The sequence below is a fragment of the Dokdonia sp. Hel_I_53 genome (genome assembly GCF_007827465.1).
Classification (GTDB): domain Bacteria; phylum Bacteroidota; class Bacteroidia; order Flavobacteriales; family Flavobacteriaceae; genus Dokdonia.
The window spans coordinates 2,420,403-2,441,789 of record NZ_VISL01000001.1 but is presented as its reverse complement, the minus strand read 5'-3'; the positions used below and the strand labels follow the sequence as shown (position 1 = coordinate 2,441,789).

Sequence of the window (21,387 nt, the reverse complement as noted above, 5' to 3'; positions counted from 1 at the left end):
TCTAAGACACTAATCTTGAACTAAATATTATTTTTTCTTAGCGTGTGGTCTTCCAGACCTTTCCCGGCCTAACCTTTTAGGAGAAACTTTTAGAACATCCTTAGTGAGCTCTTTATATTCTAAGCGTTTTTTATAAATATTTATAGCAGTGAATACCGCTTGTCTAAAAGAGCGTGGATCTGCCTCCCCTTTTCCAGCTATTTCATATGCGGTACCGTGATCTGGGGATGTACGTATTTTATCTAATCCTGCAGTATAGTTTACTCCTTTTCCAAAAGATAACGTTTTAAAAGGAATTAATCCCTGATCGTGATACGCTGCCAAAATCGCGTCAAAATTTTTATAATTTCCAGAACCAAAAAAACTATCTGCCGCATAGGGCCCGTATACAAGCCTTCCTGTACTCCGTATCTTTTCTAAGGTAGGTATTAAAACTTTATCATCATCATCTCCTATTACGCCATTATCTCCCACATGAGGATTGATGCCCAATAGTGCAATTTTAGGTCGATCAATTCCAAAATCTTGCTGTAACGTCTGATATAGCGTTTGAATCTTACTTTCAATAAGGACAGGTGTAATTTTTTCGGCAACATCTTTTACTGCCACATGGTCTGTAAGCAAACCTACTTTGAGTGTATCTGTGACCATAAGCATCATTGCATCACCTTCTAACTCTTGAGCTAGGTAGTCTGTATGCCCCGGAAACACAAAATCTTCTTTTTGAATATTAGATTTATTAATAGGAGCTGTTACTAGAACATCTATATCACCATTTTTGAGCGCTTCGGTTGCTGCTGTAAAAGATTTGAGAGCATAATCCCCAGAAGTCTCTGTAGCTTCTCCCCAGTTTATCGTTACTGACTCTTTCCATAAATTATAGACATTAATTTTATTTTCTGCCGCTTTCGCGAAAGCGTCTATTCCATAAAAATCCAGCTGCATTCCCAACTGTTTCTTAACATAGTTTAATGTCTTAGCCGAAGCAAAAATAACAGGAACACAAAAATCAAGCATAAGGGGATCTGAAAAAGTTTTCATTACCACTTCTGTACCGATACCATTTAAATCTCCGATAGAAATTCCCACCCTTACTTTTTGCTCCTTCTTCATAAGATGCCTATTGCGTTTTGTATTTTTACAAGACAAAAGTAACCAAATTAAATCCATTTATGTTTACAGGCATTATAGAAGATCTAGCAACGGTGATTTCAATTAATAAGGAACAAGAAAATTTGCACTATACAATTAAAAGTTCAATCACCGCAGAGCTCAAAATTGATCAAAGTGTTGCACATAATGGTGTCTGCCTAACCGTAGTAGCCATTGATGGATCTAATTATGTGGTTACAGCTATTAAAGAAACTTTAGAAAAGACTAACCTCATAGATCTAAATAAAGGAGATGTCATCAATCTAGAAAGAGCTATGAAACTAGGCGCAAGACTAGATGGACATATCGTACAGGGTCATGTAGACCAAGTAGGTATCTGTGTAGCAAAAGTTAATGAGGAAGGAAGCTGGAGGTTTACTTTTGAATATGATACTGCTCTAGAAAATGTGACCATTGAAAAAGGATCTATCACTGTGAATGGAACAAGTCTCACAGTAGTAGACTCAAAAAAAGGTTCTTTTAGTGTTGCTATAATTCCCTATACATATGAGAACACTGGCTTTAAGAATTTTGAAGTGGGCACGAGGGTAAACCTAGAATTTGACGTAATAGGTAAATATGTAAAACGACTTACAGCTGGCTATTAGATGATTTAATTACCTTCTTGTATTTAATCACGTAAAAGTAAATTCCAAGAAAAACTCCCAAAACTAAAAGTATAAGAATATTTTCATTTATAGGCACTGCAAGTCCTGGCGGTGGCGGTGCTGCCCTCGTAACTGGAGGTGGCGGTCCTTTTTGACCATATCCCAGCATTGCCACAAAAAAGAGGCAGAGTACTATAATGAAATTTCTGAGTTTGGGGCTCATGATATTCAAGAGTTTGTTAAATTATAAAGGGCTTCTTTCTAAACGAAACCTTCTAGATAATTATTGCAGGTATTGTTAAAACTAACTCACATTAAATTGTAATGGCTTTAAACAAAACACACTATGCTAATGCTATCAAAAATACAACTTTTCTAAAGTGCAGCTTGAGAGTTTTATTAAAACAAAAAAGTACAATTAATAAATCTTACAAACAATATAGAAATAGTTTTTATTTAAAAAAAGCAATCCATCATTTAAAAATTATAGTGATTTCTGAGCTTACGAAGCACAAGCTTTTAAAGATATACGCAACTCTAACAGTAAAAGTTCTTTTTAATCAAAAAAATAATTTTAAATTCTATCTCTCAAAGCATTGAAAACAAAAAACCCTTCGCAATGCGAAGGGTTTTATAATGTAATTTCGTGGTCCCACTTGGGCTCGAACCAAGGACCCTCTGATTATGAGTCAGATGCTCTAACCAACTGAGCTATGGGACCAGTAATAAAGATATTTGCAATCTTAACAGACAACAGAGTTAGCTTTAAAACGGGTGCAAATTTAATACAAATACTGACCTAACCAAAGAATTTTAGTCTTTATTGTCAATTTCTTGACACAACTCTATAAGTACACCATTAGAAGATTTAGGATGTACAAATGCGACTAGCTTATTATCAGCCCCTTTCTTAGGTTTTTCATTAAGTAAAATAAATCCTTTGTCTCTTAAACGGTTCATTTCTGCAACAATATCATCTACGGCAAAAGCGATATGATGAACTCCCTCTCCCCTCTTTGCAATAAACTTTGCAATCGCGCTATTTTCATCTGTCGCTTGGAGCAACTCAATCTTATTAGGTCCTGTTTTAAAAAAAGAAGTATTGACTCTTTCAGATTCAACCACTTCCATTTTATACGGCAATATACCTAGTAGTTGTGTATATAAATTATTGCTTACGTCTAGATCTTTAACAGCAATACCAATGTGTTCTATTTTATTCATTATTTCTTTGTTGGTTTAGATGCTTTCGCGAAAGCATATAAAAATGTAATTCATTAATTGTGCTACTTCAAAAATAACATAATCTATAAAAAGCGTATTTTTGCACCTATGGAATCAAATAGACAGAAAAAAGTGGCTGGTGTTCTTCAAAAGGACCTTGCCGAAGTATTACAAAATGCATTGAGAAATAGTGGAAAAGGAGGTGTTATTGTTTCTGTTTCAAAGGTAAAAGTCCCTACAGACTTGTCTATGGCTAAAGTGTATATAAGCGTTTTTCCTAATGATAAAGCTACAGACATTCTTACTGAAATTAATCAAGTAAAATCAACAATACGTCACGAAATTTCACAACGTACGCGTCATCAATTAAGGCGCATGCCGGAGTTACAGTTTTTTATAGATGATACGTTAGAATATCTTGACGGAATTGAGCGGTCTCTTAAGAGAGAAGAAAATCCGCTAGAAGATCCAAGTTTACTTCCTCGTCGTAAAAAATCGTAAATGAGATTTCCTCTTTTTATTGCAAAAAGATATCTTATTTCTAAAAGCGGTACAAATGCCGTTAATATTATCACGCTTATTTCTGTCATAAGTATTATTATAGGAACAATGGTTCTTTTTATAGTACTCTCTGCATTTTCAGGGTTAAAAGAGTTTAACCTTTCAATCACCTCTGTGATTGATCCAGACTTAAAAATAATCCCAGCCTCTGGTAAGACGATTACTTTTACCAAAGAGCAAGAAAATGATTTGAGATCTTTAGAAGAGGTTCATGCTTTTTCCAAAATAATCGAAGAGCGTGCGTATCTTGAATATGAAGGCAAAACAGCACTTGCTTTCATAAAAGGTGTTGATGAGCATTATTTAGATGTCACGAGTATTGATAGCACCGTTTTTTACGGAACGTGGCCTAGTGTGGGAGAGCCTGAAGTTGCTATGGGTTTTTTAGTACGTAAAAAGTTATCATTAAACGTAGGAGATTATGGTAGTTTATTGAAAATTATGACGCCAAAACCCGGTACAGGGCAACTCACAGATCCATCACAAGCTTTTAATACCTCTAAGGCTATTGCAAGTGGAGTTTTTCAAGCTGGTGAGGCACTAGATAACGATCATATTTTTGCAAATATCGATTTCGTAGGTGCTTTATTAGAATATCCTCTTGATAAAATAAGTAGCCTTGAAATTAAAATGAGGGAAGGTATTGACGAAGAACTTTTACGGATAAGGTTAGAGCGCATATTTTCTGACCAAGTCATTATTAAAAATAGGATACAACTCAATGATGCGCTATACAAAATGCTCAATACAGAAAATCTCGCACTTTATTTTATTTGTACGCTCGTATTAATAATTGCGCTTTTTAGCTTTGTGGGAAGTTTGATCATGATTATAATAGATAAGCGCAAGCACATTAAAACACTAAGTGATCTTGGAGCGAGCTTGCCTACCATACGTAAAACGTTTTTTACACAAGGCACACTTATGATTATTATAGGTGGATTTATTGGAATCTTCCTTGGATCAGCACTTATTCTTTTACAACAAGAATTTGGCTTTATACCCATTACCGCTACACTCCCGTACCCTGTAAAATTTGAGCTAATCAATTTGATGATTGTACTTACTACTATATTAGTTCTCGGCCTACTGGCTGCACGCCTAGCTGCAACGAGAATTAACAAAAAGCTTATCGCTATTCCTTAACACAGTTTATACAAATTCATACCCAGCAAATTGCTTTTCTATAAGGTCCAGTGCTGCAAAAACATCTTCACTTTTATCTGAAGTTACAAGTTTCATTCGGTATTCTTTAAAGTGCGGGATACCTCTAAAGTAATTTGTGTAATGTCTACGTGTTTCAAAAACACCTAGAACTTCCCCCTTCCAAGCGATAGACATTTCAAGATGCCTACGCGCAGCAGTAACTCGATCTTGCAATGTAGGCGGTGCTTTATGTGTACCAGTCTTTATATAGTGCTTTACCTCATCAAAAAACCATGGATAACCGATACTCGCTCTTCCTATCATCGCACCGTCAAGACCATATTTATCTCTCATTTCTACGGCACGCTCCGGAGTATTTACATCTCCGTTACCAAAAACTGGAATATACATACGTGGGTTATTCTTAACCTCTGCAATAGGCGCCCAATCTGCATCTCCTTTATACATTTGTGCGCGAGTACGTCCATGTATAGAAATCGCTGCACAGCCTACGTCTTGTAATCGTTCTGCCACTTCTACAATCTTTATACTATCATGATCCCAACCAAGTCTAGTTTTTACAGTGACAGGAAGTTTGGTATGCTTTACCATAGCCTCTGTTAAACTCACCATGAGGTCTATATCTTTTAGAATTCCAGCACCTGCACCTTTTGAGACCACTTTCTTTACAGGGCAGCCAAAGTTAATGTCTATAATATCTGGACCACTAGCCTCCACTATTTCTACACTGCGCAACATAGACTCTTCAACAGCACCAAAAATTTGAATACCCACTGGACGCTCTTTTTCATAAATATCTAGCTTCATCACACTCTTTGCAGCATCCCGTATCAACCCTTCACTAGAAATAAATTCAGTATACACCACATCTGCCCCCTGCTCTTTACATAAGGCTCTAAAAGGTGGATCACTAACATCCTCCATGGGTGCAAGTAACAATGGAAAATCTCCTACATCTATATCTCCTATTTTTGCCATTTTGCAATCTCAAAGTTTATATCATTCCTACATATTGGTAAGAAATGAAATGGTAAGGTCTGTATTAAGCTTTCGCGAAAGCGTTTTCAAACCTTACAAAGATAATTCCTTTTTTTAAGTGTATAAAATGAGGAAAAGACCTCACGTACTTCACCAGGTTATTGGACTAAATTTGATCCATCATTTTGATTTAAAATATACTTATAATTAAATCGAGTTATATGGTTATTAATAATTGTATACTTGTATAATAATCCTCAATCGAAATTCATAGGACTATTTAATAAATCTTGTAAAACATATTCATGAAAATCATTTTAACCACAGTACTATCCATATTCTTATTAATAATTATTTCATGTAATTCTGATAATGAAATCATCTTAGACGATTCTCAAGTTGCCAGTGAGCTTGTGGGTACATGGAATTTAGTAGGTTATGAAGCCATCGAAGTTGGTAATCTCATTTATGATAATGATATAACTATACCCTATAAATATACTGGAACCGGAGAAGACTATAATTATAAAATGGAAATCACAACACAGCCTATGAGAATAACAACTTTAGGAACAGTTTTAGTGAATACGGAAGAAATTAGGGGTGAAGGTGATAGCGCTTTTGTTTTTGAAAATAGCTACACGATAATTTCAGATGCAAATTTTCAAGGAGGTTGGCATACTGGAGAATGGAGATTAGAAAATGGAAAAATCATTACTTCGTTTGATGAAAATCCAGAAGAAGAAGAAGCCTTTGAATTTGAGACCGAAATTTCGGAATTATCGGATAATAGATTAATTTTAAAAGTTAACTTACCTCAAGATGGGTTGACTGGTGAGCATAAGAATATAACTGGATATAGCAAATTAATATATATAAGAATCTAAATAATCCAGTTATAGAGAATGTGCGTATAATATGCTCTCATATCCCGTATATTTGCAGCCTATTTGAGAGACTATGAAGAATATTCGAAATTTTTGCATTATTGCCCATATTGATCACGGTAAAAGTACACTAGCAGATCGTCTACTAGATGAGACCGGCACGGTTACGAAACGTGAGGCGCAAGCACAATTACTAGACAGTATGGATTTGGAGCGTGAACGTGGGATTACCATTAAATCGCACGCTATCCAAATGGAATATGTTCATGAAGGTGAGACTTATATTCTCAACCTTATTGACACTCCTGGGCACGTAGATTTCTCTTATGAAGTATCTAGAAGTATTGCTGCTTGTGAAGGTGCATTGCTTGTAGTAGATGCCGCGCAGAGTATACAAGCGCAAACCATCTCAAATTTATACCTTGCCCTAGAGAATGATCTCGAAATTATTCCCGTACTTAATAAGGTAGATTTACCTAGTGCAAATCCAGAAGAGGTTACAGATGATATTGTAGATCTGTTAGGGTGCAAACCTGAAGAAGTGATTCCTGCCTCTGCAAAGACAGGTATAGGAATTCAAGATATACTTACAGCAGTTATTGAGCGTATTCCAGCACCTAAAGGGAACGTGGATGAGCCATTGCAGGCACTAATTTTTGATAGTGTATATAATCCTTTTAGAGGGGTAGAGACCTACTTTAGAGTGATGAATGGTAGCATTAAGAAAAATCAACAAATTAAATTTGTTGCTACTGGAAACACCTATGGAGCAGATGAGGTAGGTACTCTTAAATTAACACAGGCACCTAAGAAGGAGATAAAAGCTGGTGATGTAGGCTATTTAATTACTGGAATTAAAGATGCTCGTGAGGTAAAAGTAGGTGATACTATTACGGATGCAAAAAATCCTACTCAAAATCCTATTGGTGGATTTGAGGATGTAAAACCAATGGTATTTGCTGGGATTTATCCAGTAGACACAGAGGACTATGAAGAGCTAAGAGCTTCTATGGAAAAGTTGCAGCTTAATGATGCTTCTTTGGTATTTGAACCAGAGAGTTCTGCAGCACTTGGTTTTGGTTTTCGTTGTGGATTCTTAGGAATGTTGCACTTGGAAATTATTCAAGAAAGATTAGAACGTGAGTTTGACATGACGGTAATTACTACTGTGCCCAACGTATCTTACCACGCCTTTACCCATAAACATCCAGATGACATTATTCTGGTAAACAACCCATCTGACCTTCCAGATCCATCGTCGATGAATCGAGTAGAAGAGCCATTTATCAAGGCGACTATAATTACAAAATCTGATTTCGTTGGACCTGTAATGTCTCTTTGTATAGAAAAACGCGGTCAGATTGTAAGCCAAACTTATCTTACCACCGAGCGTGTAGAACTTACCTTTGATATGCCGCTTGCAGAAATTGTATTTGACTTTTATGATCGCTTAAAAACGGTTTCAAAAGGATATGCATCTTTTGATTATACACCAATAGGAATGCGCGCTTCAAAACTTGTAAAAGTAGATGTACTTTTAAATGCACAACCTGTAGATGCACTATCTGCGTTATTACACCAAGACAATGCATATGACATAGGTAAACGAATGTGTGAGAAACTTAGAGAACTCATCCCGAGACAACAATTTGATATTCCTATACAAGCTGCCATAGGTGCAAAAATAATTTCTCGTGAGACTGTAAAGGCACTTCGTAAAGATGTAACTGCAAAGTGTTATGGTGGAGATATCTCCCGTAAACGTAAACTTCTAGAAAAACAGAAAAAAGGTAAGAAGCGTATGCGCGCAGTAGGTAATGTTGAGATACCTCAAGAGGCTTTTATGGCTGTTTTGAAATTAAATGACTAGATGATCTTAAATTAAAATTTAAAAAGGTGCTGTGGTAATACAGCACCTTTTTTGTTTCCCTCAATCTCAATCGAAGATTCACCCCAATATTTTATGATTTGTATATAGCTTAGAGTCGGTATCTTTAGGTATTATATATTTAAAAAAGTTATGGTTGATAAATTTGTTAGTGTTGATTGGCTCAACAATCATTTAAATGATAATAACCTGATTATACTTGATGCAAGTGCTGATTTTGACAATGATCATACTATTTCATACGCACAACATTTTGATCTTGCAAATACTTTTAGTGATGAAAAGAGTTCATACCCAAACACCCTTCCAAGTCAAGCAAAATTCCAAAAAGAAGCTAGAAAATTAGGAATTAACAACGATTCATCAATTGTCGTGTTTGATAATAAAGGAATCTTTTATAGCCCAAGAGTGTGGTGGATGTTTACAACAATGGGGTTTAAAAATATTGCTGTTCTTGATGGTGGATTACCTGAATGGAAAAACAAAGGGTATCCTACCGCAATTTCAAACAACAGAAATGTCCAAATAGGTGATTTTACAGCTCATTTTAATCCTACTGCCTTAAAGAACTATGATGAAATTTTAAAGAATAGAAAATCTTGCGATTTCCAACTTATAGATGCTCGCTCTAAAGGTAGATTTGACGGTATCGCTCCAGAGCCAAGACCTCATTTAAAGAGTGGTCATATTGAAAATTCTATAAACCTCCCCTACACCACAGTACTTGAAAATGGGAAATATAAATCGGAAGAAAAGTTAAATAATATATTCAGAAATCTCAATCTTACACAAAAACCGATTGTATTTACTTGTGGCTCTGGAGTCACAGCTTGTATAATTTTATTTGCTTTAGAACTCATCTCTAATCGTGAAAAATCTGTCTACGATGGTTCATGGACCGAGTGGGCTGAAAAGCAAGAACTATTTATATAACTATATATTCGATTATGTAGTTAAAGGCATAGAAATACTTTCAGTCTAAAAAATACTCTTAAGATTTTATAGCGTCCTATGATAAATACGCTATTGAAATGACCTAATAAAAAAGAATATTTCAATCATCAATTCTCCCGAAAACAGAAAATTTGTCCCATTTATGTTAAATTAGATAGCCTACTTCTTTCTATCGACCAACGACACATATAAGCCCATTTAAAAGTACTTATTGTAATTTCATTCTTTAAACGCTTTATTTCTATCTGCTAAAAACCAGTGTTTTAGATTTAAAAGGCTATATTCATTCCATAAAAGTTTACAATATTCTCCTCAAAGAATTGTTATATTTGTGTACGCCCTTGGGTAAAAAATATTTATGACTGTTGTAATTGACTTTAAAATAATCAATTATGATTTGGGGTGAAAGCCAAGCATCTTTGCTTGGCTTTCTTTATTTTATTTACTTTTAAATAGAATTACATCAATAAAGCACTGCAATTTTAAATTAAGTTCAAACTAATTGTGAATTGTATGTTAAGAGGTAAATTCAAGATTTGATTATGCGGTAAATTGCACGGTAAAATTACATAGTAATGATCGCTCCAGAAATTCCTCATAATGAACAAGAACGCCTTTCATCTTTATTCTCTTATAAGATTTTAGACACTTTACCGGAAGAGGAATTTGACGCTATAACAAAACTAGCTTCAGAAATCTGCAACACACCAATATCTTTAATTACATTAGTAGATGAAAATAGACAGTGGTTTAAATCTAGTATTGGTCTAGATGTAGATCAAACCTCTAGAGAAGATGCATTCTGTGCGCACGGTATTCTAGAACCACACCAACCTCTTATAGTAAATAATGCTTTAGAAGATGAAAGGTTTTTTGATAATCCTCTAGTGACTGGAAAACCGAATGTGGAATTTTATGCAGGCATACCGTTAGTCACTAACGATGGTTTTGCCTTGGGGTCCTTGTGCGTGATTGACAACAACCCTAGAAAGCTTGAAGAAAGTAAAATAGAAGCCTTGAAGATTCTTGCAAAGCAAATCGTAAAACTATTTGAGTTACGTAAAGCAGTAAAAGAACTTGAAGAAACAAAAAAAGAGCTACAACGCTCTATAGAGAGTTCTAATGATTTTGCGCATATTGTTGCACATGATATTCAAGCACCTGTTCGCAATATGGGGGTTTTTGCAAATATCATACTTGATGATTATAACGATGTTCTTGATAAGGAAGGTAAGGAGATTCTAACATTACTCAGTGACAATGCTAACAGTGCAAGAGAGTATGTAGATGGCGTTCTGAGGTATAGTAGAGCTACGTATAATGCACCAAATGTTAAAGACAATATTGATTTAAACCAATTTTTTGATAAAATTCTTGAACTCATTAAAGTGCCTGGTCATATCACAATTCACATGCAGGACAATATGCCCTCGATACGCACTTCTAAAATAGCCCTGCAGCAAGTAATGAATAACCTACTATCTAATGCTGTAAAATACAATGATAAGAAAGAGGGCTTTATTAAAATTGTAATTACTCAAGACGATCAGTCTAACCATATATCAATAATAGATAATGGTAGAGGTATTCCAAACCATATGTTAGACAAAATTTTCAATATTTTTGTGATGGTAGATGATGGGGATGCCATAAAAAAAGGAAGTTCAGGTATAGGATTATCCATTGTTAAGAAAATTGTTTCAAAAATGAATGGCGTTGTAAGTGTTCAGTCCAAAGCTAATGAAGGCTCTACCTTTACCGTTTCTCTGCCTCGCTCTTAGGGAACTAGAAAAGAGTTTTTTATTTTAGTTTTATGTAGAACTGCTATTTTCGTTATAATTTCTTACAACTGAATTATGCAGAAATTCGCTTTCGCGAAAGCGTAACTAGTGTCAAATAAATGTTAACTACTTCTCGCTACTTTTAACATTAAGTAACTTGCATTACTTTTAAAAGATAATGATAAGCCCTGCTGCACCCATCGATGAAAAATCTCGTTTAGAAGCATTGTATTCTTACGACATATTGGACTCTATACCTGAGAAGGAATATGACTCTATTACAAAATTAGCCTCTGCAATTTGTGGGACTCCTATTTCTATTATCACTATAGTTGATGAAGAGCGACAGTGGTTCAAATCAAACTTAGGGTTAGGTGGCACATCTGCACCTAGAGAATTGGGTTTTTGTTCTCACACCATATTAGATACTGAGAAACCTCTTGTTGTCAAAAATGCGTTAGAGGATGAGCGATTTAAAGATAATCCATTTGTTACTGGACCTGCAAAATTAGAATTTTATGCTGGGGTTCCATTAGTGACAGGTGAAGGTCACGCCCTTGGTACGCTGTGTGTTTTAGATAATAATCCTAGAGAAATCACATCAGAACAATTAGAAGCACTAGATATACTTGCAACGCAAATAGTACAACTTCTCGAACTAAGAAAAAGCAATCAAGAACTGTCTAATTCAAAAAAAGAGCTTAAAGAGTCTTTTGACAATTTAAATGATTTTGCAAACATTGTCGCTCATGACATTCAAGCACCCGTTAGAAATATGGGGCTATTTGCAGATATAATTATTGATGAATATAAAGACCTTATTGATGATGAAGGTAAGAAAGTATTAGGCTTATTAAGTGAAAACGCTATACACGCTAGAGAATACATAAAAGGAGTGCTTCAATACAGTAAAGCAACTCATCAAATACAGCTGGATAAGGAAACAGTAGATCTAAACGCTTTTTTCTCTAAATTAATACGCACTACAGTTGTTCCAGAACATATAACCATTAAAATTTCAGAGGACTTACCTTCTATTTTAATATCAAAAATTGCGCTTCAACAAGTTCTTACAAATCTTTTGTCAAATGCTATAAAATATAGTAATAAAGAAAATGGACTTATTGAAATAGATGCAATTGAAAAAAAATCATCAGTTCATATCTCAATAAAAGATAATGGAAGAGGAATCCCTAAAAATCTATTGAGCAAAATTTTTGATATTTTCTACATGGTCGATAAGGATGATGCTCTTAATAAAGGTAGCTATGGGATTGGTTTATCTATAGTCAATAAAGTAGTAGCTAAAATGGGGGGCTCTCTTTCTGTTGACTCTAGTGAGGGTGAAGGTTCTACATTCACAGTGAGCTTCCCACACCCAAAGAAAGACTAAACTTCTAAGATAGAACTATCTTATCGCAAACCATCTATCAAGTCTATTGTTACATATTTAGTTATTAACACGGTCTGTGATTCCCATTACAACTTCTTACATTTGAGTTTTGCAGCAATTCGCTTTCGCGAAAGCGTAATTCAAAACCATTTCAAGTGACAAACACCACAGAAAATACCCAAAAGAGATTATTTCTTCTAGATGCATATGCCCTTATTTTTCGCGGCTACTATGCTTTAATAAAGAATCCTCGTATCACCAGTACAGGTATGGACGTAAGTGCCATTATGGGATTTACAAACAGTCTTTTTGATGTTATAAAAAGAGAACGCCCAGACCATCTTGCCGTTGCATTTGATAAGGGTGGTAGTTCTGCGCGTGTAGAAGCTTTTGAAGATTATAAGGCAAATCGAGATGAAACTCCAGAGGCTATTCGTGTAGCAATCCCTCATATACAAGAAATATTAAAGGCAATGCACATTCCTATTATAGAGCGGGAAGGTGTTGAAGCAGATGACCTTATTGGAACCTTATCTAAGCAAGCCGAAAAAGAAGGTTTTAAAATATACATGGTCACACCAGATAAGGACTATGCCCAGTTAGTTTCTGAGAATATTTTCATGTACAAACCAGCCCGTATGGGTAACGGTATTGAAATATGGGGAATTCCAGAAGTGCAAAAACGTTTTGAAGTAGAGCGGCCAGAGCAAGTAATTGATTATCTAGGGATGATGGGTGACGCCTCAGATAATATTCCTGGTTTGCCAGGTGTAGGTGACAAAACAGCTAAGAAATTCATTGCCGCTTACGGTTCTATGGAAGGCCTTCTTGAGAACACAGATAAACTCAAGGGCAAAATGAAAGAAAAAGTAATTGCAAATGCAGAGCTAGGTCTACTTTCAAAAAAACTAGCCACCATAATGCTAGACTGTGATGTTACTTTTGATGCAAAAGATTACGAACTTTCTGAGCCAGATGCAGATGCTGTAGCAAAAAAGTTTGACGAGCTTGAGTTCCGTCGTATGAAGGATCAGTTTGTAAAGATATTCTCTGGTGAGGCAGACCAAGGGACGCAAGTAAGCTCTACACATTCTGGTAAAAAAGCAGCTGCTACTAATGCAGGAGCAGGGCAGTTTTCGTTATTTGGTGGAGATGGTGGTGCCACTGCAGATGCTGTTTCTGATGCATCTACTCGCAAAACTATTAAAGATACCCAACATTTTTATCAAAAAGTGGATAGTCCGCTTGCGCGAAAATTATTTCTGCAAAACCTCCTCAAGCAATCCTCAGTTTGTTTTGACACAGAAACCACCGGACTTGATCCACTAGTTGCAGAACTTGTTGGTATTGCGTTTTCATGGGAAGCTGGCAAGGGTTTTTACATTCCGTTTCCCGAAGACAGAACTGAAGCCCAAGAACTTATTGAAGAGTTACGCCCGTTCTTTGAAGATTCTTCCATTGAAAAAATTGGCCAGAACTTAAAGTACGATATTAAAGTACTAGCTAAGTATCAGATCACCGTAAAAGGGAAACTCTTTGATACCATGCTTGCTCATTATCTGATAAATCCAGATATGCGACATAATATGGATGTGCTAGCAGAAACCTATCTTAATTATACGCCAGTTTCTATCACTGAGCTTATTGGTAAAAAAGGGAAGAATCAGAAATCCATGCGCGACGTTCCAGTTGCAGAGCAAACAGAATATGCCGTAGAAGATGCTGATATTACTTTGCAACTCAAGCAGCACTTCGAAAAAGAACTAGAAGAAGCTGGAACTCGCAAGCTATTTGATGAGATTGAAATACCGTTGTTACGTGTACTTGCTGCAATGGAAGTGGAGGGTATAAATCTTGATGTAGAATTCTTGCAAAGTCTATCTGGCGACCTCAATGCAGACATCGAGCGACTTACTTCTGAGATCTATGAAGAGGCAGGAGAGGAATTTAAAATATCATCTCCAAAGCAATTAGGCGAAATTTTGTTTGATAAAATGAAGTTGGTGGAGAAGCCTAAGAAAACAAAAACAGGTCAATACTCCACTGCAGAAGATGTCCTTTCTTACTTAGCAAAAGATCATGAAATCATTCAAAAGGTGTTGGATTATCGCGGTCTTTCAAAATTAAAGTCAACTTATGTAGATGCCCTACCAGAGCAAGTTGCTAGTGATGGCCGTGTGCATACCGATTATATGCAAACGGTTGCTGCCACGGGTCGTTTGAGTTCTAATAATCCTAATTTACAAAATATCCCAATCCGTACAGAAAGAGGGCGTCAGGTACGAAAAGCCTTTATTCCAAGAGATAAAAACCACACCCTACTCGCTGCCGATTATTCTCAAATAGAATTACGCATTATTGCCGCTTTAAGTGATGAGGAAAATATGATACAAGCTTTTACAAATGGCGAAGACATTCACGCGAGTACCGCTGCAAAAGTTTTTAACGTACCCATTGATGAAGTTACTCGTGAACAACGAAGTAATGCCAAAACAGTAAATTTTGGAATCATCTATGGAGTATCTGCTTTTGGACTTTCCAATCAAACAGATTTATCACGTGGTGAGGCCAAAGAACTTATTGATAATTACTACAAATCTTACCCAAAACTGCGTAACTACATGAGCGAACTTGTAGAATTTGCTCGCGAAAATGGTTATGTAAAAACAGTTCTAGACCGCCGTCGCTACCTCAACGGAATAAATTCAAGCAATGCAGTAGTGCGAGGCGCAGCAGAGCGTAATGCTGTAAACGCACCCATACAAGGAAGTGCAGCAGATATTATCAAAATCGCAATGATCAATATTTTTAAAAAACTTGAAAATAGCGATTACAAGACAAAAATGCTCTTACAAGTGCACGATGAATTGGTTTTTGACGTGCCTAATGAGGAGCTGGACGCAATGAAAGAATTGATACAAACAGAAATGGAAAACGCCTTTAAAATGGCAGTGCCACTGGATGTAGAAGTTGGTCTAGGTGAAAACTGGCTAGAAGCGCATTAAATATTAGAAAAAATGCGACAATATTTAATAATTCTATTTGCTTCTCTTTTATTCAGTTCTTGCGATATTAGAAGTGCGGATTATTATTTCAATGAGGCTTTTGATCTGGAAGATGACGGCAAATACGAAGAAGCAATAAAACTTCTTGATAAAGCTATTAACAAAAGAAGAAACTTTCGCCCAGCATTAATAAATCGCGGTGCTGACAAATCTATGATCGGTGATTTTGAGGGTGCAATTGAGGACTACAAACTTATTCTTGCATTTGATCCGGATAACACTATGGTCTTAAATAATATTGGTAATAATTTTAAGCGCATTGAGAAGTATCAGATAGCGATAAATTATTATAACGAAGCTCTTAAAACAGAGGGTGCAATAAAGAGTGATAGTATACGACTATTCATTAATTACGCAGGTAGATGGGATAGCGATGCTGACTATCGTATGAAAGACTATGAGATTATTTATGAAAGAGGTATTTCTCACATTTTAAATAAAAGTTATAGTTCTGGTATTGAAGATTTAAAGTTTTCGTTAAATAAAAATTATCAAGTAGGAGACATCCAAAGTTGGATAGGCCAAGCATATCTCAAATTAAAAGATACTTTAAATGCCCAAAAACACCTAAAAGAGGCTGTAAGATATGGCTTAATTGATGCGAAGGAATTATTGAATAAACTTGATAGCAAAAATGATTAGATTAATATCCTGTATTTTAAAATATCCTTTGATCATAATCTTCTTTCCACGCTCCTTTATTTTTTTCTTATTACAAGCAGAAAAAAAATAACCGTTTTTGTAATAATAAAGAGAAGAGTTTAACAAGTAAAAATCCCAAACTCCAATACATTGGAATTTGGGATTTTTTATTTTGAGATTTGATTCGTCTATAACACAAATCGATACGTCCACTTTACTAAAAAGGTATTTCTAATTTGCTGGCCGAGTATTTGGCTATCTGCAGCATCAAAAAGAGATTCGTCTATGGAGGCTCCACCTTCTATTCCCTGTGACCACACTAAAAATAGTTCAGATCCTGGAATATATTCCCACCTTGCTACAAGATTTGATCGGAACTGGACAAAGTTAAAATCTGGCTTGCCAAAGGCATAATCTGCGTTACCGTCTTCATTTTCATCTATACTAAACACTCCCTGATCTTCAGAAATCTGATTCTCAGTATACCAGGCCACGCGTTTATTTAGATCTTTGTTATCACTATCTGCTACATAATTAAATTTAGAATAGGTTCCTTTTGCTATAAAGGGTTGTGCGTAGTATTGTATCGTAAAGTTTGGATTTATATTGTAATTCACACGCAAGGTAGTACTTAGTGTTTCTTGATCTATTTCTCCTGTGATATAACGGGTTCCATAATCTACAGGAGCATAAGATTGCTGGGATACATATTGTGTTTTATTGGGGTTGATCTCATATTGGGTGCTTAAATTGAGACTCAATGCATCTAGTGGTTGCCAGTTTAAACGTAGCTCGTAACGCTTTAGGCTAAAGTTATCTTGTTTTGCCTGAGAATAGACATATCCAGCAATTGCTGAAAACTTTTTACGTTGATCTGTTCCTGCGAATAAGAATCCAAAATTTTCTTCGGCAAATGCCCATCGCGGTCCTCCTCGCAAATAACTATTTATAAAAATACGTGGCTTATGCGCTCCTCCTACTTCTGTAAACCAATTATTTTTCCAATTGATATTACCATTTAACTGGTATTGAATTCGGTTATAATTCCCTTCAAAATCAAATTGTGTGGTTTGCTCAAAACCAACGTTTGCTTGCCTATACCAAGAAGTCGAGTTATTCCAAAAACGACGTACGTTTGCAAATTGTACAATACGATCTGCGCGACGTAAAAAACCTATATCATTGAGCTCTAGCCCTGGTGATCTCCAGTTCCCTCCCAACTCATACCTCCATTTACCGCTATTACGACCTGCAGCGAGATTTCCGCCTGTACCAGACAAACTGGTGGCACTTTCATCTACTTCAAGATGACTTGCATCTACACGCTGGTATAAATGCGTGAGCGATGTTTGTGTATTAAGGAGCGCTTGTGGATTACCATTTACCCGACTTATGATCCCCCTTCCTTCTATATAATACTTGCGATTATTCCAGTTATGTCTAAAGTCTACACCTCCAGAATATGCCTGGGTATGTAGAAAATCTAAGCCGCGCTCCATGTTTCTATGCGTACCCGTAAAAATCCCACCAATAAAGGAATTGCGATCATTAAAATCCTTTTGAACACGTCCCACAAAATAATTAGTGAGTGGTTCTACTAATTCTCTACGCTTTGTACCAAGTTCATTGATATCTGCTAATGGCTGGGTGATTTCTTCACGCGTATTTAAATCTATTTCTGCATACTCCTTAGCAGTCACACTTTCTAGCACCCCTATAGTCCAACCATCTTTCGTTTTACCGCTAAACTTTGCCGCACCAAGAATGGTTGAGTTATTAGGGAAATCTTCAAACTCTGCTTTACTCCCATCTCTAGTGGTATAACCTTGTGGTGTACGCCCAATACGTCTTGGAAAGAATACATTATCAGATCCACCACCTACTCTAAAATCAAAAACACTTTTATTTTCTACAAAGAATGGGCGACGTTCTTGAAAGAATATTTCAAAACCATCAAGTGCAATCGCTCCAGGATCTGCATCTACTTGTCCAAAATCTGGATTTACCGTAAGATCAAGCGTTAAGTCGTTCGTAATCCCAATTTTTGCGTCTAGCCCGACGTTCCCACTAAAATCATCTCCATCTCTAAAAGGATTTCCTTCTTCCTCCTCATACGTATTGTATTGCGCCAGTGCATAGGGTTGAATCTCTAACTGCTTTTGAGGCTTGATTCCTTTGATGCCATGTAACTCTCCAAATTCACTCACCCATCCAGGAGGGTTTGCTGGCAGTTCTTGCCAAGTAGAACGTTCTTCATTTGCAAAGTAACGTCGGGTGGACTGTATACCCCACACCTGTTCATCCTCTGCACTAAAGCGCAACTGACTAAGTGGTATGCGTATCTCTGCTGTCCACCCTTCTGGATGATCTGCAGTGGCGAGATACCAGATAGGATTCCAGCTGGAGTCAAAATTACCATTGTTAGAAATAAACTCATCCCCTTTGACTCCAGAGGCTGAGGCTGTAAATGAAAAACCTGTACGGTCATCGTTATAACTATCAATATTTATCTCTACCCAGTCGCCTGGAAAATCATCTCTTCTTCCTAGTCGTTTTTCGATTTTAGACAAATCACTTTCATAACATAGAAACGCTACATATAAGTTTTTGTCATCATATGTGATTTTCATTTTGGTTTGTTGCGTAGGGGGCTTACCTATATCAGGTTGAAATTGTGTATAATCTGTAGACCATGGCACGGCTTCCCATGCTCTATCTGCAAGGTCTCCGTCTATAGAAGGAGCTGTTCCTTGTACCGCTTTAGTGGTATAGACCTTACGTTCAATAATAGTTTCTGTAGAGTCTTCTTGTGCATGTAACGTTATGCAAAAGAATAATGAAAGCATGCTAAATGCTCTTAATGAATGAGTGGTTAGTAACATTAAAATAATTTTGATTGATGTATTTAAAAGACGGACCAAGCCAATCTATGTGACACTAATCACATATTTTTAAGAGTACATTAACAAATAAAAGGAAATAGTACGCTTTCGCGAAAGCGTATATGTATCTTTTTTGATTGAATAAATGGAGCTAAAAGGCACTTTTTGTGATATTTGATTAACTATAAATAGGGTTGATAAAAAAGACATTAAAATATAGTGGCTCAGCTATTTGGTAGCTGTAAAAATAATTGTACTTTTGCAGACCCGTTTTTAGGCGGGAAATGGAATGTTTAATTAAAATTAATTAGTGTGGACGCATTAAGTTACAAAACAGTATCTGCAAACAAAGCTACCGTAAACAAGGAGTGGGTTTTGATAGATGCAGAGGGACAGACGCTAGGACGTATGTCTTCTATCGTAGCTAAGTTTTTACGCGGTAAGTACAAGCCTAGTTTTACACCTCATGTAGATTGTGGAGATAACGTTGTTATCATAAACGCTGCAAAGGTGCAATTATCTGGAAACAAGTGGACGGAAAAATCATACATCCGTCACACTGGATACCCAGGTGGGCAACGTAGTCTTACAGCTAGAGAACTCTACGAAAAAGATCCAACACGTGTAGTAGAAGCTGCCGTGAAAGGGATGTTACCAAAAAACAAATTGGGAAGTGCTATCTTCCGCAACCTTAAAGTGTATGCAGGAGCAGAGCACGAGCAGGAAGCGCAGAAGCCACGTACCATTAACCTTAACGAAATTAAGTAATGGAGACTTTACACAAAATCGGTCGTCGTAAGACTGCAGTAGCTCGTGTTTACCTTTCTGAAGGAAAAGGAAACATTACTGTAAACAAAAAGGAACTGAACAACTACTTTCCTACAGGTACATTACAGTACAAAGTAAACCAGCCACTTGTTTTAACAAACAATGAAGGGAACTTTGACATTAATGTAAATGTATATGGTGGAGGTATCACTGGTCAAGCTGAAGCTATCAGACTTGCTCTTTCTAGAGCAATGTGTGAACTAGACGAAGAAAACCGTGGGATCCTTAAACCAGAAGGGCTTCTTACTCGTGATCCAAGAATGGTAGAGCGTAAGAAATTCGGTCAGAAGAAAGCACGTAAGAAATTCCAATTCTCAAAGCGTTAATATACCGCTTTACTCCTATCTGGCGCAAGCTGGAAAGAGTAGAATTAGAATTGATTACTATTTAAATTTAAAATTAATTGAAATGTTGTCGTTGCTTGGTTCGCTTTCGCGAAAGAGTAAAATGAATCAAGGTTAGTTTAGCATCTAAACCCCGACGAGCTCGGAGTTGCTACTATTAATTTCTCAACGGAACGTAAACTATTACAAAAATGGCAAACAACATCGAAATAAAAGATTTGCTTGATGCAGGAGTTCACTTTGGACACCTCACAAGAAGATGGGATCCTAACATGGCACCGTATATTTATATGGAGCGTAATGGGATTCACATTATCAATCTTTACAAAACTGCAGCAAAAATTGAAGAGACTTGCGAGGCTCTAAACAAGATTGCTGCTTCTGGTAGAAAAATACTTTTTGTAGCTACCAAAAAACAAGCTAAAGATATCGTAGCTGAAAAAGCGCGTAATGCAAACATGCCGTACATCACAGAAAGATGGCCTGGTGGAATGCTTACAAACTTTATCACGATACGTAAAGCGATTAAGAAAATGCAAACAATCGACCGCATGAAACAAGATGGTCGTTTTGATACACTTTCTAAGAAAGAGAAACTACAAATGAATCGTCTTCGTGAGAAGCTTGACAAAAACTTAGGTTCTATTGCAGATATGACTCGCCTTCCAGGTGCATTATTTGTAGTAGATATTAAGAGAGAGCATATCGCGATTAAAGAAGCTCAGAAATTAAACATTCCAATATTTGCGATGGTAGATACTAACTCTGATCCAAGAGAAGTAGACTATTTAATCCCATCTAATGATGATGCTTCTAAGTCTATCGATAAGATTGTAGGATACGTTTCTAACGCTATTTCTGAAGGTCTTGCAGAGCGTAAAGCTGGAAAAGATGCTAGCAATGAAGGTAATGATGCTCCAAAAGCGGAGAAGAAAACCAAAAAAGCTGCAGCTCCAAAAGCGAAAGTCGCTGCAAGTGAAGAAGAAGAGTAAATCAACAAGATAATACGTAAAGGTCGTCTACTTCTTTTCTT

Annotated in this window: 18 protein-coding genes and 1 tRNA gene; 13 read left to right on the top strand and 6 right to left on the bottom strand. The window is 36.3% G+C overall.

All coding sequences use genetic code 11. The annotated features are described in order from the left end of the window. Window positions 1–27: 27 nt before the first annotated feature. Window positions 28–1,113 (bottom strand): 4-hydroxythreonine-4-phosphate dehydrogenase PdxA, encoded by a 1,086-nt coding sequence (pdxA, locus tag OD90_RS10920; RefSeq protein WP_144669202.1) that lies wholly within the window; start codon window positions 1,111–1,113, stop codon window positions 28–30. 59 nt (window positions 1,114–1,172) lie between these two features. Between pdxA and OD90_RS10915 the strand changes: the two genes are divergently transcribed. Continuing rightward, window positions 1,173–1,760: a riboflavin synthase gene (locus tag OD90_RS10915; RefSeq protein ID WP_144669201.1), complete on the top strand. Its 588-nt coding sequence runs from the start codon at window positions 1,173–1,175 to the stop codon at window positions 1,758–1,760. On the opposite strand, the gene OD90_RS10910 is transcribed toward OD90_RS10915, so the two are convergent. From OD90_RS10910 to mce, 3 genes are all read right to left on the bottom strand, one after another. Next, window positions 1,744–1,983 (bottom strand): hypothetical protein, encoded by a 240-nt coding sequence (locus tag OD90_RS10910; RefSeq protein ID WP_144669200.1) that lies wholly within the window; start codon window positions 1,981–1,983, stop codon window positions 1,744–1,746. The genes OD90_RS10915 and OD90_RS10910 overlap by 17 nt on opposite strands. A gap of 424 nt (window positions 1,984–2,407) precedes the next feature. Continuing rightward, a tRNA-Ile gene (locus OD90_RS10905) sits at window positions 2,408–2,481 on the bottom strand. A 92-nt stretch (window positions 2,482–2,573) separates the two neighbouring features. Then, window positions 2,574–2,984: a methylmalonyl-CoA epimerase gene (gene mce, locus OD90_RS10900; protein WP_144669199.1), complete on the bottom strand. Its 411-nt coding sequence runs from the start codon at window positions 2,982–2,984 to the stop codon at window positions 2,574–2,576. 108 nt (window positions 2,985–3,092) lie between these two features. On the opposite strand from mce, the gene rbfA reads away from it, so the two are divergent. Both rbfA and OD90_RS10890 read left to right on the top strand, forming a co-directional pair. Beyond that, entirely contained in the window at window positions 3,093–3,485 is a 393-nt protein-coding gene (rbfA, locus tag OD90_RS10895; RefSeq protein WP_144669198.1) for a 30S ribosome-binding factor RbfA, read from the top strand. Next, entirely contained in the window at window positions 3,486–4,691 is a 1,206-nt protein-coding gene (locus OD90_RS10890; RefSeq protein ID WP_144669197.1) for an ABC transporter permease, read from the top strand. It begins immediately after the preceding gene. A 6-nt stretch (window positions 4,692–4,697) separates the two neighbouring features. Here the strand turns inward: OD90_RS10890 and dusB are convergent, their stop codons facing one another. Next, window positions 4,698–5,690, bottom strand: coding sequence for a tRNA dihydrouridine synthase DusB (gene dusB / locus OD90_RS10885; protein WP_144669196.1), 993 nt, complete (start codon window positions 5,688–5,690; stop codon window positions 4,698–4,700). 305 nt (window positions 5,691–5,995) lie between these two features. Here dusB and OD90_RS10880 point away from each other — a divergent pair, with 305 nt between their 5' ends. From OD90_RS10880 to OD90_RS10850, 7 genes are all read left to right on the top strand, one after another. Next, on the top strand, window positions 5,996–6,577 hold the full coding sequence (locus OD90_RS10880) for a hypothetical protein (RefSeq protein WP_144669195.1): 582 nt from the start codon (window positions 5,996–5,998) through the stop codon (window positions 6,575–6,577). 73 nt (window positions 6,578–6,650) lie between these two features. Continuing rightward, on the top strand, window positions 6,651–8,447 hold the full coding sequence (lepA, locus tag OD90_RS10875) for a translation elongation factor 4 (RefSeq protein WP_144669194.1): 1,797 nt from the start codon (window positions 6,651–6,653) through the stop codon (window positions 8,445–8,447). Between the two features lie 150 nt (window positions 8,448–8,597). Further along, a complete protein-coding gene (locus OD90_RS10870; RefSeq protein ID WP_144669193.1) occupies window positions 8,598–9,398 on the top strand; it encodes a sulfurtransferase in 801 nt (266 codons plus the stop codon). Between the two features lie 596 nt (window positions 9,399–9,994). Continuing rightward, complete coding sequence (locus OD90_RS10865; protein ID WP_144669192.1) at window positions 9,995–11,200, top strand: sensor histidine kinase; 1,206 nt, start codon at window positions 9,995–9,997, stop codon at window positions 11,198–11,200. Window positions 11,201–11,378: 178 nt separating this feature from the next. Next, window positions 11,379–12,593, top strand: coding sequence for a sensor histidine kinase (locus tag OD90_RS10860; protein WP_144669191.1), 1,215 nt, complete (start codon window positions 11,379–11,381; stop codon window positions 12,591–12,593). A 155-nt stretch (window positions 12,594–12,748) separates the two neighbouring features. Beyond that, complete coding sequence (gene polA, locus OD90_RS10855; RefSeq protein WP_144669190.1) at window positions 12,749–15,598, top strand: DNA polymerase I; 2,850 nt, start codon at window positions 12,749–12,751, stop codon at window positions 15,596–15,598. 12 nt (window positions 15,599–15,610) lie between these two features. Beyond that, complete coding sequence (locus OD90_RS10850) at window positions 15,611–16,300, top strand: tetratricopeptide repeat protein (RefSeq protein ID WP_144669189.1); 690 nt, start codon at window positions 15,611–15,613, stop codon at window positions 16,298–16,300. Window positions 16,301–16,488: 188 nt separating this feature from the next. Here the strand turns inward: OD90_RS10850 and OD90_RS10845 are convergent, their stop codons facing one another. Next, window positions 16,489–19,182 (bottom strand): DUF5916 domain-containing protein, encoded by a 2,694-nt coding sequence (locus OD90_RS10845; protein ID WP_144669188.1) that lies wholly within the window; start codon window positions 19,180–19,182, stop codon window positions 16,489–16,491. 312 nt (window positions 19,183–19,494) lie between these two features. Between OD90_RS10845 and rplM the strand changes: the two genes are divergently transcribed. From rplM to rpsB, 3 genes are all read left to right on the top strand, one after another. Continuing rightward, window positions 19,495–19,950 carry a 50S ribosomal protein L13 gene (gene rplM, locus OD90_RS10840; protein ID WP_144669187.1) on the top strand — a complete coding sequence of 152 codons (456 nt, stop codon included), beginning with the start codon at window positions 19,495–19,497 and terminating at the stop codon, window positions 19,948–19,950. Next, window positions 19,950–20,336 (top strand): 30S ribosomal protein S9, encoded by a 387-nt coding sequence (gene rpsI / locus OD90_RS10835; RefSeq protein WP_144669186.1) that lies wholly within the window; start codon window positions 19,950–19,952, stop codon window positions 20,334–20,336. The genes rplM and rpsI overlap by 1 nt, the downstream gene beginning before the upstream one ends. A gap of 209 nt (window positions 20,337–20,545) precedes the next feature. Beyond that, a complete protein-coding gene (rpsB, locus tag OD90_RS10830) occupies window positions 20,546–21,346 on the top strand; it encodes a 30S ribosomal protein S2 (protein ID WP_144669185.1) in 801 nt (266 codons plus the stop codon). Window positions 21,347–21,387 lie beyond the last annotated feature (41 nt).

Excerpts from the sequence above, each read along its gene's own strand:
- pdxA (WP_144669202.1), bottom strand. The coding sequence starts at position 1,113 with ATGAAGAAGGAGCAAAAAGTAAGGGTGGGAATTTCTATCGGAGATTTA.
- OD90_RS10915 (WP_144669201.1), top strand. The coding sequence starts at position 1,173 with ATGTTTACAGGCATTATAGAAGATCTAGCAACGGTGATTTCAATTAAT.
- OD90_RS10910 (WP_144669200.1), bottom strand. The coding sequence starts at position 1,983 with ATGAGCCCCAAACTCAGAAATTTCATTATAGTACTCTGCCTCTTTTTT.
- mce (WP_144669199.1), bottom strand. The coding sequence starts at position 2,984 with ATGAATAAAATAGAACACATTGGTATTGCTGTTAAAGATCTAGACGTA.
- rbfA (WP_144669198.1), top strand. The coding sequence starts at position 3,093 with ATGGAATCAAATAGACAGAAAAAAGTGGCTGGTGTTCTTCAAAAGGAC.
- OD90_RS10890 (WP_144669197.1), top strand. The coding sequence starts at position 3,486 with ATGAGATTTCCTCTTTTTATTGCAAAAAGATATCTTATTTCTAAAAGC.
- dusB (WP_144669196.1), bottom strand. The coding sequence starts at position 5,690 with ATGGCAAAAATAGGAGATATAGATGTAGGAGATTTTCCATTGTTACTT.
- OD90_RS10880 (WP_144669195.1), top strand. The coding sequence starts at position 5,996 with ATGAAAATCATTTTAACCACAGTACTATCCATATTCTTATTAATAATT.
- lepA (WP_144669194.1), top strand. The coding sequence starts at position 6,651 with ATGAAGAATATTCGAAATTTTTGCATTATTGCCCATATTGATCACGGT.
- OD90_RS10870 (WP_144669193.1), top strand. The coding sequence starts at position 8,598 with ATGGTTGATAAATTTGTTAGTGTTGATTGGCTCAACAATCATTTAAAT.
- OD90_RS10865 (WP_144669192.1), top strand. The coding sequence starts at position 9,995 with ATGATCGCTCCAGAAATTCCTCATAATGAACAAGAACGCCTTTCATCT.
- OD90_RS10860 (WP_144669191.1), top strand. The coding sequence starts at position 11,379 with ATGATAAGCCCTGCTGCACCCATCGATGAAAAATCTCGTTTAGAAGCA.
- OD90_RS10850 (WP_144669189.1), top strand. The coding sequence starts at position 15,611 with ATGCGACAATATTTAATAATTCTATTTGCTTCTCTTTTATTCAGTTCT.
- OD90_RS10845 (WP_144669188.1), bottom strand. The coding sequence starts at position 19,182 with ATGTTACTAACCACTCATTCATTAAGAGCATTTAGCATGCTTTCATTA.
- rpsI (WP_144669186.1), top strand. The coding sequence starts at position 19,950 with ATGGAGACTTTACACAAAATCGGTCGTCGTAAGACTGCAGTAGCTCGT.
- rpsB (WP_144669185.1), top strand. The coding sequence starts at position 20,546 with ATGGCAAACAACATCGAAATAAAAGATTTGCTTGATGCAGGAGTTCAC.